The 14486-nt window shown below is 62.8% G+C and carries 13 protein-coding genes; 9 read left to right on the top strand and 4 right to left on the bottom strand.

All coding sequences use genetic code 11. From position 1 onward, the window contains the following. The first annotated feature begins 112 nt into the window (after positions 1-112). From gabP to proP, 4 genes are all read left to right on the top strand, one after another. Positions 113-1504: a GABA permease gene (gene gabP, locus B9A31_RS26065; protein WP_019097041.1), complete on the top strand. Its 1392-nt coding sequence runs from the start codon at positions 113-115 to the stop codon at positions 1502-1504. An 87-nt stretch (positions 1505-1591) separates the two neighbouring features. Next, entirely contained in the window at positions 1592-2485 is an 894-nt protein-coding gene (locus B9A31_RS26060; RefSeq protein ID WP_025754847.1) for a PA4780 family RIO1-like protein kinase, read from the top strand. Between the two features lie 174 nt (positions 2486-2659). Beyond that, a complete protein-coding gene (gene hemB, locus B9A31_RS26055; protein ID WP_013972900.1) occupies positions 2660-3634 on the top strand; it encodes a porphobilinogen synthase in 975 nt (324 codons plus the stop codon). Between the two features lie 186 nt (positions 3635-3820). Further along, positions 3821-5323, top strand: a complete 1503-nt coding sequence (gene proP / locus B9A31_RS26050; protein WP_019097039.1) for a glycine betaine/L-proline transporter ProP — start codon at positions 3821-3823, stop codon at positions 5321-5323. Here the strand turns inward: proP and B9A31_RS26045 are convergent, their stop codons facing one another. The 4 genes from B9A31_RS26045 to B9A31_RS26030 form a co-directional block, all read right to left on the bottom strand. Next, positions 5324-6025, bottom strand: coding sequence for a YoaK family protein (locus B9A31_RS26045; protein WP_016714097.1), 702 nt, complete (start codon positions 6023-6025; stop codon positions 5324-5326). It lies immediately after the preceding gene. A 9-nt stretch (positions 6026-6034) separates the two neighbouring features. After that, positions 6035-6664: a riboflavin synthase gene (locus B9A31_RS26040; RefSeq protein WP_019097130.1), complete on the bottom strand. Its 630-nt coding sequence runs from the start codon at positions 6662-6664 to the stop codon at positions 6035-6037. A gap of 83 nt (positions 6665-6747) precedes the next feature. Then, positions 6748-8814: a maltose alpha-D-glucosyltransferase gene (treS, locus tag B9A31_RS26035; RefSeq protein WP_084297529.1), complete on the bottom strand. Its 2067-nt coding sequence runs from the start codon at positions 8812-8814 to the stop codon at positions 6748-6750. 100 nt (positions 8815-8914) lie between these two features. Beyond that, the gene (locus tag B9A31_RS26030; RefSeq protein WP_016714094.1) at positions 8915-9832 is read right to left on the bottom strand and encodes a LysR family transcriptional regulator; all 918 of its coding nucleotides are present in this window, start codon (positions 9830-9832) and stop codon (positions 8915-8917) included. Between the two features lie 120 nt (positions 9833-9952). Between B9A31_RS26030 and B9A31_RS26025 the strand changes: the two genes are divergently transcribed. The 5 genes from B9A31_RS26025 to B9A31_RS26005 all read left to right on the top strand — a co-directional run. Beyond that, the gene (locus tag B9A31_RS26025) at positions 9953-10711 is read left to right on the top strand and encodes a 5-oxoprolinase subunit PxpA (RefSeq protein WP_025754845.1); all 759 of its coding nucleotides are present in this window, start codon (positions 9953-9955) and stop codon (positions 10709-10711) included. An 89-nt stretch (positions 10712-10800) separates the two neighbouring features. Continuing rightward, complete coding sequence (locus B9A31_RS26020) at positions 10801-11688, top strand: 5-oxoprolinase subunit B family protein (RefSeq protein ID WP_019097134.1); 888 nt, start codon at positions 10801-10803, stop codon at positions 11686-11688. Beyond that, positions 11685-12662: a 5-oxoprolinase subunit C family protein gene (locus B9A31_RS26015; protein WP_019097135.1), complete on the top strand. Its 978-nt coding sequence runs from the start codon at positions 11685-11687 to the stop codon at positions 12660-12662. The genes B9A31_RS26020 and B9A31_RS26015 overlap by 4 nt, the downstream gene beginning before the upstream one ends. Before the next feature lie 114 nt (positions 12663-12776). After that, the gene (gene icmH / locus B9A31_RS26010) at positions 12777-13658 is read left to right on the top strand and encodes a type IVB secretion system protein IcmH/DotU (protein ID WP_027614764.1); all 882 of its coding nucleotides are present in this window, start codon (positions 12777-12779) and stop codon (positions 13656-13658) included. A gap of 12 nt (positions 13659-13670) precedes the next feature. After that, positions 13671-14486 (top strand): type VI secretion system Vgr family protein (locus B9A31_RS26005; protein ID WP_143512102.1); only part of this gene is annotated, 816 nt, incomplete at its 3' end.

The raw sequence follows: 14486 nt of genomic DNA, 5'->3' as shown, positions 1-14486 counted from the left end.
CGAACTGCCCTACTCACCATTTGGGGCAGGGCGGGCTTTTTCGCGCCTGCGTCGGTGATCGTGCCAGCCGACGGCCCCTTCGCGGGCATGACAAAAACAACAAGGTAGCGCCATGCAAACCCACAAGAACAATTTGAGTCATGGATTGAAATCACGGCATGTCACCATGCTGTCCATTGCCGGCGTGATCGGCGCAGGCCTGTTTGTCGGCTCTGGCCGTGCCATTGCTGAAGCCGGGCCGGCCACCATCCTGGCCTATATTCTGGCCGGTGGCCTGGTCGTGCTGGTGATGCGCATGCTGGCCGAAATGGCGGTTGCCTCGCCGGATACCGGGTCGTTTTCCACCTATGCCGACCTCGCCATCGGCAAATGGGCCGGCTACACCATCGGTTGGCTGTATTGGTGGTTCTGGGTGCTGATCATCCCGATCGAAGCCAACATCGCCGCCACCATCATCAATTCCTGGGTCCCGCAAATGGAGATCTGGGTATTGTCGCTGGTCATCACGTTGCTGCTGACCGCTACCAACCTGTTCAGCGTGAAGAACTACGGCGAATTCGAGTTCTGGCTTGCACTGGTCAAGGTGGTGGCTATCGTCAGCTTCATTGCGCTTGGCGTATGCGCCATTTTCGGTTTGTTGCCGGGTTCCGGCGTCAGCGGCGTCTCGCGCCTGTGGGACACCGGCGGCTTCATGCCAAATGGCTTCGGCGCAGTGCTCAGCGCCATGCTGATCACCATGTTCTCGTTCCTCGGCGCCGAGGTGGTGACGATTGCGGCAGCCGAGTCTGACGAGGCGGGCAAGCACATTTCCAAGGCCACCAATTCGGTGATCTGGCGGATCACGCTGTTCTACATCCTGTCGATCTTCATCGTGATTGCACTGGTACCGTGGACCGACCCGCGCCTGGCCACCGAAGGCTCATACGTTACGGTGCTGGATACCCTGGGTGTGCCAAATGCCAAGGCCATCATCGACTTCGTGGTACTGACATCGGTGACCAGCTGCCTTAACTCGTCGTTGTACACCGCCTCACGCATGGTCTATTCGCTGAGCCGTCGCGGTGATGCACCGGCTTGCGCCCAGGTGACCAGCCGCAGCGGCACACCGGTGGTAGCGGTGCTGCTGTCTACCGGCGCTGCGTTCCTGGCGGTGATTGCCAATTACCTGGTGCCGGCCAAGGTGTTCGGCTTCCTCATGGCAAGCTCTGGCGCCATTGCCCTGCTGGTGTACCTGGTGATCGCCGTTTCCCAGCTGCGCCTGCGCCAACGCTTGACTGCACAGGGCAAGACGTTGGGTTACCGCATGTGGCTGTTCCCGTGGCTGACCTGGGGCGTGATCCTGTTCATCAGCGGCGTACTGGTGCTGATGCTGTTCCGGCCGGATCACCGCCTTGAAGTGGTGTCGACCATGGTGCTGGCGGTGCTTGTGGTGTGTTCCGGCCTGCTGGTCACGCGGCGCCGGGCACGCGCAGTGCCGGTGAACAGCGTAGGGCAGGGCGCCTGACACGTCTGGTCTGAAGACAGACGAGCAAGTCGCATCAGGCTGTGAGAGGATGTCCGCCATTGCAGCCAGGACCCCGAACACAGCCTGATGAAGACACCCAAAAGAATCGAACCCCTGATCGAAGACGGCCTGGTCGACGAAGTACTGCGGCCGTTGATGAGTGGCAAGGAGGCCGCCGTGTACGTGGTGCGCTGTGGCAGCCAGGTACGTTGCGCCAAAGTCTATAAAGAAGCCAACAAGCGCAGCTTCCGCCAGGCCGCCGAGTACCAGGAAGGCCGCAAAGTGCGCAACAGCCGTCAGGCCCGGGCCATGGCCAAGGGCAGCAAGTACGGCCGCAAGGAAGCCGAAGACGCTTGGCAGAACGCCGAAGTGGCGGCGTTGTTCCGCCTTGCCAGCGCGGGCGTGAGGGTGCCCAAGCCCTACGACTTCCAGGACGGCGTGCTGTTGATGGAGTTGGTAACCGATGCCGATGGCGACGCCGCACCAAGGTTGAACGACGTGCACCTTGAAGCCGAGGATGCCCGCACGTTCCATGCCTTTGTCATTCGTCAGATCGTGTTGATGCTGTGTGCCGGGCTGGTGCATGGCGACCTGTCGGAGTTCAACGTGTTGCTGGGCCCGGACGGGCCGGTGATTATCGACTTGCCGCAGGCGGTGGATGCGGCGGCCAACAACCATGCCTTCAACATGCTGCAGCGCGATGTTGACAACATGGCCCACTATTTCGGGCGTTTTGCGCCGGAGCTGAAAAGCACCCGGTATGCGCAGGAAATGTGGGCGCTGTACGAGGCCGGTGACTTGCTTCCCGACAGCCCTTTGTCTGGGGTGTTCGAGGATGACGAACATGAAGCTGACGTGACGGGGGTCATGCGCGAGATCGATTCAGCCCGCATGGATGACGCCCGCCGCCGTGCCGCGCGCGCTGAGGCCGAGCATGGGCCGGCCAAGGCAGAAGAGCCGACGCCGCCCTGGCTTCAGTAATAGGTTGCCTGTACCGGCCTCTTCGCGGGCGTGCCCGCGAAGAGGCCGGTACAGGATAACCAGGGCGCAAAACAGCCATTGCTTTTGACGCAAGACAATATCTCGTCATTTGTCCTTTTCACTGGCGCGCCACAGGCATAAGGTATACGCCGTTCAAAATGCCCTGGAGCTGTCATGTCCAACCAATTCCCGTCCGTTCGTCCCCGCCGCCTGCGCCAGAACGAGTCCCTGCGCACGATCTTCCAGGAAACCGAATTCCGCCTGGAAGACCTGATCCTGCCGATCTTCGTCGAAGAGGGCATCGATGACTTCGTGCCGATCACCAGCATGCCCGGTGTCAATCGCATCCCCGAAAAGCTGCTGGCCCAGGAAATCGAGCGCTACGCCCGTGCCGGCATCAAGTCGGTGATGACCTTTGGCGTATCGCACAACCTGGACGCTGTTGGCAGCGACACCTGGAACGAAAACGGCCTGGTTGCGCGCATGTCGCGCATCTGCAAAGACACCGTGCCGGAAATGGTGGTGATGTCCGACACCTGCTTCTGCGAATACACCAGTCACGGCCACTGCGGCGTGCTGCACGACCACGGTGTGGACAACGACGCCACCCTGGCCAATCTGGGCAAGCAGGCGGTCATCGCTGCCGCTGCCGGTGCCGACTTCATCGCCCCGTCGGCGGCAATGGACGGCCAGGTACAGGCTATCCGCAGCGCGCTGGATGGCGCCGGTTTCCATGACACGGCGATCATGGCCTATTCGACCAAGTTCGCCTCGTCGCTGTATGGCCCGTTCCGTGAAGCCGGTGGTACCGCGCTGAAGGGCGACCGCAAGAGCTACCAGATGAACCCGATGAACCGCCGCGAAGCGGTGCGCGAGTCGCTGCTGGATGAGCAGGAAGGGGCAGACGTGCTGATGGTCAAGCCGGCTGGCGCCTACCTGGACGTGATCGCCGACATCCGCGCCGCGTCGCGCCTGCCGCTGGCGGCGTATCAGGTGAGCGGCGAGTACGCGATGATCAAGTTCGGCGGCCTGGCCGGTGCCATCGATGAAGGCCGGGTGGTGCGTGAAAGCATTGGCGCCATCAAGCGTGCCGGTGCCGACCTGATCCTGACCTACTTCGCCATGGACCTGGCCCGCGAAGGTATCTGATTGATAGGGCGCCGCTTTGCGGCGCCTCTGTTCACCTGTGCCCTGAAGCTGTGTAATACCCCTGTGGGAGCGGCTTCAGCCGCGAAGAGGCCAGCAAGCCGATTCACAAAAAATCGGTAAGCGCTGAATTATTTAGTGTCCCGTTGTATCTGAACCCTTAGAGCATTCATCGACAGGGATACGGGCATGAAACCTCGCAAGAAAAGCGTCCAGCCAATCGGCCTCAAGGACATCACCATCGTCGACGACGCCAAGATGAAAAAGGCGATCACTGCGGCGGCACTGGGCAATGCCATGGAGTGGTTCGACTTCGGCGTTTATGGCTTCGTCGCCTACGCATTGGGCAAGGTGTTTTTCCCCAACGCCGACCCCGGCGTGCAGATGATCGCGGCGCTGGCCACCTTCTCGGTGCCGTTCCTGATCCGGCCACTGGGCGGGCTTTTTTTCGGCGCCTTGGGCGACCGCTTCGGCCGGCAGAAAATCCTCGCCGCGACCATCGTGATCATGTCGCTCAGCACCTTCGCTATCGGCCTGATACCGTCCTATGCCAGCATCGGCATCTGGGCGCCGATTCTGTTGCTGCTGGCCAAGATGGCCCAAGGGTTCTCGGTGGGCGGCGAGTACACGGGGGCGTCGATTTTCGTCGCCGAATACGCTCCCGACCGCAAGCGGGGCTTTCTCGGTAGCTGGCTGGACTTCGGCTCCATTGCCGGTTTTGTGCTAGGTGCAGGCGTGGTGGTGCTGATTTCTACCGTTCTCGGCGAGGAAAAGTTTCTGGAGTGGGGCTGGCGCCTGCCGTTCTTCCTGGCCCTGCCGTTGGGAATCATCGGCCTGTACCTGCGCCATGCGCTGGAAGAAACACCCGCGTTCCAGCAGCATGTCGACAAGCTGGAGCAGGGCGACCGCGAAGGGCTGGCCTCCGGGCCCAAGGTGTCGTTCAAGGAAGTGGCCACCCAGCATTGGCGCAGCCTGGTGACGTGCATTGGTGTGGTGATTGCCACCAACGTCACCTACTACATGCTGCTCACCTACATGCCCAGCTACCTGTCGCACAACCTGCATTACAGCGAAGACCACGGCGTGCTGATCATCATCGCGATCATGGTCGGCATGCTGTTCGTGCAACCGATGATCGGCCTGCTCAGCGACAAGTTTGGCCGCCGGCCATTCATCATCGTCGGCAGCGTCGGCCTGTTCGCTTTGGCCATTCCGGCGTTCATGCTGATCAACAGCGGTGAGCTGGCGGTGATTTTCGCCGGGTTGCTGATCATCGCCGTCATGCTCAACTTCTTCATCGGCGTAATGGCCTCGACGCTGCCGGCGATGTTCCCCACGCACATCCGCTACAGCGCTCTGGCCAGTGCCTTCAACATATCGGTACTGATCGCCGGCCTTACCCCGACGCTCACTGCCTGGCTGGTAGAGAGCACCGGCAACCTGTACATGCCGGCTTATTACCTGATGGCGATTGCCGCCGTGGGCCTTGTCACTGGCCTGACCATGAAGGAAACCGCCAACAAGCCGCTGCGCGGTGCGGCACCGGCGGCATCGGACATCGAGGAAGCGCGTGAATTGCTGCAGGAGCACCACGACAACATCGAGCAGAAAATCGAAGACATCGACGCGCAGATCGCCGAGCTGGAAGCGAAACGCAAGGTGCTGGCTCAGCAGCACCCGCGCATCGACTGATCAGCGTGGCATGTAGCCGCGCTGCCAGGCGCGCGGGATGAACCGCGATACCAGGGCCAGCACACACGCCAGCGCGCAGCTGCCGGCCAGTGCCTGCAGGCCCAGGTGTTGTTGCAACCAAGCGCCGAGCGCGGCCCCCGACAGCATGCCGGCCCAAGGCACCAGTTGCACCCGCCAGCCGTTACGCCGCTCGCCCAGCAGCCAGCGCCCCAGGCCACGGCCGAAACGGGACAGGGCGCCAGTAACGTAGGTCAGGCCGATGGGCAGGCCGTTCACCTGTTCGACCACGGCATTGATCATGCCCATCGCCAGTGTGGCGGCCAGTAATGCCGGGAAGGTGGCTGCCAACGGCCACACGGCCGCGAACGCCAGCAGTGCGGCGACCACCAGCAACACGGGCCAGGCCCGGCGGTGAAAGCCGCGCGCCAGCAGTACGCCCAGCGCGTTGCCGGCGACAAAGCCCAATACCGCGCCACTCAGGCGCAGCACCAGGGCCAGGTCGGCTTCACTGATGGCCACCGCCAGGCGCGTGGTGTTGCCGCTCATGAACGACACGAAGTCACCCAGCGCCAGCAGGCCAATGGCATCGGTCATGCCAGCCAGCACCGACAGGGCGGCGACCAGGCCGAGGCCGACACGACCACGCAGGGTTTGCAGCCGCAGCCGCCTGGCCGTGCGCGCGGGAAGGGTATTGGGCAGCATGCGCAGACCTCAGGGCAGCAGTTTTTCGCGGGCCAGGGTGCCTTTGATGGTGCGCTCCACCACGTCGACCAGCACCATGGTCTGGTGATCGACCTCGATATTGAGCAGCTCGCCGGCCTTGTAGCGGGCGAAGGTGGTCTGGCGCAGGGTTTCCGGGATCAGGTTGATGGTGATGACATTGTCGTCGACATCGGCAACGGTCAGGCTGCAGCCGTTGACCCCGATGAAGCCACGCGGGAACACATACTTGCCCCATTCCGGCGGCATGCGAAACGTGATGAATGCACCGGTTTCCTTGATGGACAGCTCGACGATTTCCGCAGTGGTGGCGATGTGGCCGGCCATCAGGTGGCCGCCGACTTCGGCGTTCATTTTTGCCGAGCGTTCGATGTTGACGCCTTGGCCGGCCTTGAAATTGCGTAGGTTGGTACGTTCCAGGGTGGCGTTCATGGCGTCGAACCTGACCTGCGTACCGTGAATTTCGGTGACCGACAGGCAAGTGCCCTCGACACTGACGCTGGCGCCGATCTTCAGTTCGTCGAGCAGTTCCGGGGTGAGGTCGATGGTGAACTGGTTGTGGCCCGGGTAGGTGGTCACATCAAGCAGAGGGCGGACGGCCTGGACGATGCCGGTGTACATGGAGTTGCTCCTGGGCACAAAAAGAAATCACCCGAACGCTATGCCTCTGGTGCTGCAAAATCAAGGTCGGCCTCTGCGCGGGTTTACAAATGCCCGCTGCTGTTGACGATCCGCAGGCACAGTGCCTCGTACGGGTCCAGGTTCACCATCAGGCGCCCATCCTCGGTCAGGTCGCCTTCAACCGTCTCGTTGATCATGTCCACCACCGGCCCCGGCGTGAACCCGGTCAGTTGCAGTTCTTCCGTAATCACGTCCTGGCAGAAGTTCAACGCGCTGATCTGGATACCCCGCCCGGCCGGCAGTTCGTGCACCATCACCAGCAACCCCGGGCTGCTGACTTCAGGCACCAGCACCTGGCGGCTGTTGGCGATGCCATAGGCCTGGCGTACGGCCAGCAGTTTCTTCACCTTGCAGGCAAACGAGTCGCTGTTTTCCAGCTGGCTGTCCAGGCTTCCGTACAGGGCGCGTGCACGGGGCATGCCGCGCACCGATTGCTCGGCCTGCGTGTCCAGCCCGGCCAGGTCGTAACCGCCCCGGTGAATCCAGCGGGTGTCGCCATCGAGCATGCGCTCGGCCACCGCGTCGGCAGGCAAGGGCAGGGCACCGACCAGGTCCCAGCCAGACAACGCGACCACCCCCGGCTGCATGGCGTTGTACATGACCAGTAGCAGGTGCACCTTCTGGATCTGTTCGATTTCTGCCGTGCCGATCTGCTCCAGGTCGCGCAGGCCCAGTGCTGCGGCGATCAGGCTGGCCGTGGTGCAGGCGATGCCGTTGGTGACGAAGCGCAGGTTGTACGGCGCGTGCTCGCCCGATAGTCGTTCGTAAATCTCTTCACGGATGTGTTCGCGCAGGATGCTGCCGGGCAGCGTCTGGCCCTTGTACAGGTACATGTCATGGGCGTGCAGGGTCCAGAAATGCACCAGTTCCACGGTCAGCTCGTCATGGTTTTGCAGGGCATGGATCAGCGAAGCCGGGTCGATGCCGAAGGCGTGCATTTCCTTGAGCATCAGGCGCAGGAATGCAGTGTCGCCGGTCAGCAGTGCATGCTGGTAGGCCGGCCGGGTAATGAAATCGTAGGACAGGTCGGCGCCGCCCTTGGACATCTGTGCGATGTCGTCCAGGGTGAGGTTAAGCTCCTGGAAGCTGAAACCGCCGGCTTTGCGGATCATACCGCCGATCAGCTGATTGCCGACAATCGACAGGGGGTGGCTTTCCGACCAGGCGGTGTCGCTGGCCCGTGTTTCCACGCCGAGAAAGCCGTTGGCGTCCAGGCGCAGGCCACGGGCGCCCAGGCAGTCCAGGGCGTGCAGGGCATCGCCAATGATCATTTGCTGGGCGGCGAAGGTCGGGTCCAGCCAGTTCAGAGACGGCTGGCCTTCCTTGAAATAGTGCAGGTATACCCAGCGCCGCGTCTTGCCGTCCACGCCGGTAACCGGTGGTGTAGCGCTCCAGTCGGTTTCCTTCACACCTGGCTCGAAGAAGATGACACGTTGCAGCTGGCCGACGATGTAATGGCGGGCCTTGAGCTCATCGCACTGGGCCGGCAGCAGGTTGACCGCGTCACGGCCGGCGGGCACTTGCGGCAACAGCGGCCAGTCTTCCTCGCGTATTTCGACCATGTGGTACAGCCCCGGGTACGGCCCATGTGCCAGTTCTGCCAAGCGGAAGTCAGCACCCTTGCCGGTGTGTGAGGGGATCAGGTCGTCGATGGTCACTGCGTTGTGCGCCGCGGCCATGCGGCTCATCTGGATCAGTTCCTGCTCACTGCCGTACAGAGGGTCGATGTCGAAGCTGATGCGGTCGAAGTTGCCGTCCACGCTGGGGGTGAGTTCGCGACCGCGAATACCGCCGGACAACTTGATCGGACCGGTGTGCAGGCCCTGGATGCCGATATCCGACAAGCGCTTCCACAACGCTTCGTGGGCCAGGGCGCCGAGCACCGAGCAGCCTGGCGGGGCGATGATGGCGTCGGGGTATACCGTCAGCCACACCGAGGCGATTTCGGTGGCGCGGCGGGGCTGGGCTTCGGCGTACGGCTGCTGCCATAACCGGGACTGGCCTGAATACAGGCTGGCGCGCGCTTGGGAGGCCTTGAGCATGGCGCGGTCTTCGAGCCATTTGACGTATGACGGGTCGGGCTGGGTCATTTCGCGTCCTCTTTGCGTGTCGGCACCGGCTCAGGTTATGACGGCATCGTTGCCTGATCGTTCGGCTGGGAGCTGTTTCAGGTGCCGCTGCAGCTGACGATCAACGCCGCGCCGACAACTGCTGCGGCGCCAGAAATGCATCATGAAAGTAGTTACGCACGGCCTGCATCGCCGGGCTGAACGCCCGCTCCCGGTGCCAGGCCAACCCCACGCTCATCGGTGTAACCGGGTCGCTGATGGTCACTGTCTCGATGCGTTTGCCCTCCAGCGACCAGGGCCGGTGTACCAGGTCTGACAGGATCGCCACGCCACTGCCATTGGCAACCATGCTGCGCACAGCTTCCACCGAACTGGTCCGCACACGCACGCTTGGGCGCTGCCCGGCGTGTTCCCAGTAGCGCATGGCGCTTTGCTCGGCTTCGTCCACGGTCAGCAGAATGAACGGCTCACAGGCCACGTCGGCCAGGCTTACCGACGAGCGCTCGCACAGCGGATGGTGGCCGGGCAGCCATAGCCGGCGCTCGGAGTTGAACAGCGTCTCGGAGACGATATCGGGGTGGGTGAGGTTGGCGGTGAGCACTACCGCCATGTCGAAACGCCCCTCCAGCAAGCCTTGCTCGATGGCACTGCGCTCTTGCTCGTACAGCTCCAGGGTAACGTCCGGGTGCCAGTGTTCAAGGCGCTGCAGGTGGTGAGGCAGGAAGTAGCCAATCACGGTGTAGCTTGCCGCCAGGCGCAGCAGGCCGCTTGCACGCACGTTCGGCAGCGGGCTGTTCAACGCGTCATCGACACTGCGCAGAATCACATAGGCGCGGTTCAGAAAGTGCCGGCCAGCCTCGGTCAGGTTCATGCCCTGAGCCGAGCGCTGGAACAGCAGCACGCCAAGCATGGCTTCCAGTTCCTTGATGGCCGTGGTTACCGCCGACTGGGAGATATTCAGGTGGATCGCTGCCTGGGAAATCTGGCCGATTTCGGCGGTTGCGACAAAATAGCGGACCTGGCGCAGGGTCAGTGACACGGTTGGCTCCTGTGGTATCTGATTTTCAGAAGACACCCTATCTGTTTATAGATCTTCCCAAGGGGGTGTGGAGAATCTAACGTGGCTTGCATGCAGTCACAAGCGCCAGGAGAAACAGTCATGCAGGTGGTGGATTTCAACTCGGACATGGGTGAGGGGTTTGGCCCGTGGACCATTGGCGATGGCGTCGACAACGAGCTGATGGGCCATATCAGCACGGCGAACGTCGCCACGGGTTTCCATGCCGGCGACCCTGGCACCATGCGCCGCACCGTAGAGCGGGCCAAGGCGTTGGGCGTTGCAGTGGGCGCCCACCCGGGTTTCCGAGACCTGGTGGGCTTTGGCCGCCGGCATATCAATGCCCCGGCCCAGGAGCTGGTCGACGACATGCTTTACCAACTGGGTGCACTGCGAGAAATTGCCCGTGCACAAGGTGTGCGCCTGCAGCACATCAAGCCGCACGGTGCGCTGTACATGCACCTGGCGCGTGACGAAGAAGCCGCCCGCCTGTTGGTGGAAAACCTGCGGGTGATCGAGCCGGAGCTGTTGCTGTACTGCATGCCGGACTCGGTGATCTGCCGTATTGCCCAGGACCTTGGCCAACCGGTGGTCCGCGAGTTCTACGCCGACCGCGAGTACGACCTGAGCGGCTCTATCGTCTTTACCCGCAATGTGCGTGGCTACGACCCCACGGCGGTTGCAGAGCGGGTACTGCGTGCTTGCCAGCAAGGCGTGGTACGTACGGTAGAAGGCCAGGACCTGGCCATCGCGTTCGACTCCATCTGCCTGCACAGCGATACCCCCGGCGCGCTCGACCTGGTAGAAGCCACGCGCAAGGCGCTGGACGCAGCCGGTATCGTGGTGCGTGCGCCACGTTGAGCCCATGAGGCATCCGGCAGGCACAAGCCGGAGCCCGTATAGGTTGTTTTCGCCTGCCTTTCTATAAAGATTCCAAAAAAGGAACAGTCATGGCCGAATCGCTTGCTACAACCCCGATCCGCTACAGTTTCGGCGCCGACGAGCACCTGTTTGCCGAAGTCAGCGACAGCATGTCGCTGGAAGCCTTCTTCAAGGGCATGGCCGTCACCCGCGCCGTAGAGCGCCTGGCCCTGGAGGGCGTGCTGGACGTGTGCCTGGCCAACGCCTCGTTCCAGATCCGCTTCGACCCGGACCGTATCGCCCCCGATGCACTGCTTGAAGCCGTGCGCGGTGCCGAAGCGCAGGCCGTGGCCGAGCGTTCGTTGCAGACGCGAATCATCGAGATCCCGGTGCTGTACAACGACCCCTGGACCCACGAAACCCTGATGCGCTTTCGTGACCGTCATCAAGACCCGGCCAGCACCGACCTGGAGTACGCGGCACGTATCAACGGCCTGGCCGATGTCGAGGCATTCATCGCCGCGCACAGCGGCGCGCCGTGGTTCGTGTCGATGGTCGGCTTCGTTGCCGGCTTGCCTTTCATGTTCCAGATGGTCGAGCGCGACCGGCAGTTGCAGGTGCCCAAGTACCTGCGCCCGCGTACCGACACACCCAAGCTCACCCTGGGCCATGGCGGCTGTTTCGGCTGCATCTACTCGGTGCGCGGAGCAGGGGGCTACCAGATGTTCGGCGTTACCCCGGCACCGATCTACGACCCGCAGCAGACCTTGAACTACCTGAAAGCGCACATGGTGTTCTTCCGTCCGGGTGACATCGTGCAATTCAAACCCATCGACCGCCGTGCCTATGACCAGGCCGTGGCGGATGTTGAAGAAGGCCGCTTCGACCTGCGCATTCGCCCTGTGGCGTTTTCCCTGGACGCCTTCCTCGCCGACCCGGTCGGCTACCCCAAATCGCTGCAGGAGGTATTGGCATGATCAAGGTCCTCAAACCGGGCTTGGCGACGTCTGTGCAGGACTTGGGGCGCGAAGGCTACTACCACTTGGGTATCCCGCCGTCAGGCGCCCTCGACCAGTACGCCCTGAGTGCGGCCAACCACCTGGTGGGCAACCCGGCCGGCGCCGCAGGCCTGGAGTGCGCGCTGGTGGGGCCGGAACTGGCGTTCCAGCAGGACGCACTGGTGGCCGTATGCGGTGCGCAGATGCCAGCGTTGCTTGATGGCCGCGAGCAGCGCCCGGACACGGCGTTTGCCGTACGTGCCGGGCAAGTGTTGCGTTTCGGCTTTCCCACCGCAGGCGCGCGGGCTTACCTGGCGGTGGCCGGTGGCATCGATGTGCCCGAGGTACTGGGTAGCCGTTCCACCTACGCGTTGGGAGCGTTGGGCGGCTTCCAGGGGCGCAAACTGATGGCGGGCGACCTGCTGCCGGTCGGCATGCCCAGCGGCAAGACCCGCGCGGGTGCAAGCCTGCCCATGGCCCTGCGCCAGGCCTTGGGCGGCGAAGTGGTGTTGCGTGTGGTGCCGGGGCTGTACTTTCACCGCCTTACCGAAGCAGCAGCGCAGAGCTTCTTCACTGAAGCCTGGACCGTCGGCTCCGAAGCGGACCGTATCGGCTATCGCTACAAAGGCGGCAGTGCCTTGAGCTTTCAGCCACGGGAACAACCGTTCGGTGCGGGGTCGGATCCGTCGAACATCGTCGACAGCTGCTACCCGATCGGCTCGATCCAGGTGCCGGCAGGGTTGGAACCGATCATCCTGCACCGCGATGCCGTGTCGGGTGGCGGCTACGCCATGATCGGAACAGTGATCAGCGCCGACCTGGACCTGATCGGCCAGATGCAGCCCAACCAGCAGGCACGGTTCTTGGCGGTGACCTTGGACCAGGCGCTGGAGGCGCGGCGTTCGTACAAGAAGAAGCTGGCTTGCCTGGCCAGGCTCTTCGGAAATGTTTAGAAACTAGACGCAGAGAAGGATCCTACAACCGTTTAGGAAGCCCCAGACTCCTTGAAGAATTGATTCCCCGATAGTGTGCCTGTCTTCAGCCTGCTGGAAGACAAGGACCACTTCATGCCCGGCCCACTCGATATTCCTCCGGTACAACCTGGGGGCGCTGCCGATGCCCGTGATGTAACCGAAAACACCCTGCACGGGATGCTCGATGGCCCGCAGGAAAGCGGTTCGCCTTACCCGGCCGACGAGGGAAGGCGAGCCGATCACCCGGATTACGAAGGTTACCCCGCCGACCCGCAGTTCCAGCTACGTGGCGGCTTCAAAAACCTGATGCTCGATGCGGCAACCCCGCTGTTCGGCCTGGTCATTCGCCTGCGTACGCTGGATGACCTGCCCAACATCGCCTACGTGCACAAGGCCGTGCAAAACCAGGTCAGTAACATCCGCGAAGAAATCCGGCAGCACGGCTACCCCGTTGCCCAGCAGGAAGCCTACTCCTACGCCCTGTGCCTGTTCCTGGACGAGGCCGTCATGAGCCGCCCGTGGGGCAACAATTCGTGCTGGAGCCACGAACCGCTGCTCAGCATCTTCCATGACGAATCCCAGGGCGGTGAAAAAATCTTCGTGCTGCTCGAGCGCGTCATGCAGTCGCCCAAGGAATTCCAGGATGTACTGGAGTTCCTGTACTTCAGCATTTGCCTGGGCCTGCGCGGCAAGCACGCCCTCGACCCCAGGTGCGACGACATCATCAAGGCCCTGATCTCGCGCATGCACAAGGTCATCCGCGAACTGCGCGGCCCCATCCCCGAAGACGTATGCGACCCCTACACCAACGTCGTCCATCGCCCCTACCGCGGGCGGCGTTGGGAGTGGCCCTGGTGGAGCCCACTGGTGCTCTCGGCCATCGCCATGGTCTGCGCCTACAGCTACTACAGCTACCGCCTCGACCTGATCACCGCCGAAGTCCTGCAATCGCTCGACGCCATCTTGCAGCAGTAGCGGGGACGCCACATGCCTAGCCAAACCGATTTGCATTTTACCTTCCAGCCGCTGGTTGGCCGCAGCGAGTTCGAGGTGGTGTCGTTCGAGCTGGACGAGGCCATCAGCACGCCGTTCCAGTTGCACCTGGAACTGATCAGCTTCGAAGACGATGTCGACTTCGGCCAGCTGCTCGACAAGCCGGTGCTGTTCACGATCTGGCGTGGTGAGCGCCCGTTGCGCTACGTGCACGGGCTGGTCAGCACCTTCAGCCAGGGCGAAACGGGGTTCCACCGCACCCGTTACCGCGCTCTGGTCGAGCCCGTGCTGGCCCGCGCGGGGCTGCGTTCGAACTGGCGCATCTTCCAGCAGAAAACCGTGCCACAGATTCTGCAGATCATGCTCGAGCGCCAGGGCATCACCGGCTACACGCTGAAGAGCATCGACAAACACGAGGTGCGCGAGTTCTGCGTGCAAGCCGGTGAAACCGACCTCGACTTCATTGCCCGCCTGGCCGCTGAAGAGGGCTTCGTCTACCGCTTCGAACACACGGTAAAAGGCCACACGCTGATCATCACCGACCGGTTGCTGGCGCTGGGGCAGATCAGCCGAGGCGCCATTCAGGCCGACGATGATGACGAAGGTTTCTTCGAGCCGGACGACATCGACCCCAACCAGGTGCTTTACCACGCCACCAGCGGCGGCAATCAGGCCGGGCCTTGCCTGCGCCGCCTGCGCTACAGCGAACAAGTGCGAACCGCCCGCCAGGTGCAGCGCGACTACACCTTCATCCACCCGGCGTACCGCCTGGAGCAGCGTGCCCAGGGCAACGACCTGACACACCAGTCC

Source organism: Pseudomonas sp. URIL14HWK12:I5 (genome assembly GCF_900176445.1).
In the GTDB taxonomy this organism is placed as follows: domain Bacteria; phylum Pseudomonadota; class Gammaproteobacteria; order Pseudomonadales; family Pseudomonadaceae; genus Aquipseudomonas; species Aquipseudomonas monteilii.
Note: the sequence above shows the minus strand (reverse complement) of the source record. Positions and strands in the feature narration are given on the sequence as shown.

Bases quoted from the DNA above. Each gene is read 5' to 3' on its own strand.
- gabP (WP_019097041.1), top strand. From the start codon at position 113: ATGCAAACCCACAAGAACAATTTGAGTCATGGATTGAAATCACGGCAT.
- B9A31_RS26060 (WP_025754847.1), top strand. From the start codon at position 1,592: ATGAAGACACCCAAAAGAATCGAACCCCTGATCGAAGACGGCCTGGTC.
- hemB (WP_013972900.1), top strand. From the start codon at position 2,660: ATGTCCAACCAATTCCCGTCCGTTCGTCCCCGCCGCCTGCGCCAGAAC.
- proP (WP_019097039.1), top strand. From the start codon at position 3,821: ATGAAACCTCGCAAGAAAAGCGTCCAGCCAATCGGCCTCAAGGACATC.
- B9A31_RS26045 (WP_016714097.1), bottom strand. From the start codon at position 6,025: ATGCTGCCCAATACCCTTCCCGCGCGCACGGCCAGGCGGCTGCGGCTG.
- B9A31_RS26040 (WP_019097130.1), bottom strand. From the start codon at position 6,664: ATGTACACCGGCATCGTCCAGGCCGTCCGCCCTCTGCTTGATGTGACC.
- treS (WP_084297529.1), bottom strand. From the start codon at position 8,814: ATGACCCAGCCCGACCCGTCATACGTCAAATGGCTCGAAGACCGCGCC.
- B9A31_RS26025 (WP_025754845.1), top strand. From the start codon at position 9,953: ATGCAGGTGGTGGATTTCAACTCGGACATGGGTGAGGGGTTTGGCCCG.
- B9A31_RS26020 (WP_019097134.1), top strand. From the start codon at position 10,801: ATGGCCGAATCGCTTGCTACAACCCCGATCCGCTACAGTTTCGGCGCC.
- B9A31_RS26015 (WP_019097135.1), top strand. From the start codon at position 11,685: ATGATCAAGGTCCTCAAACCGGGCTTGGCGACGTCTGTGCAGGACTTG.
- icmH (WP_027614764.1), top strand. From the start codon at position 12,777: ATGCCCGGCCCACTCGATATTCCTCCGGTACAACCTGGGGGCGCTGCC.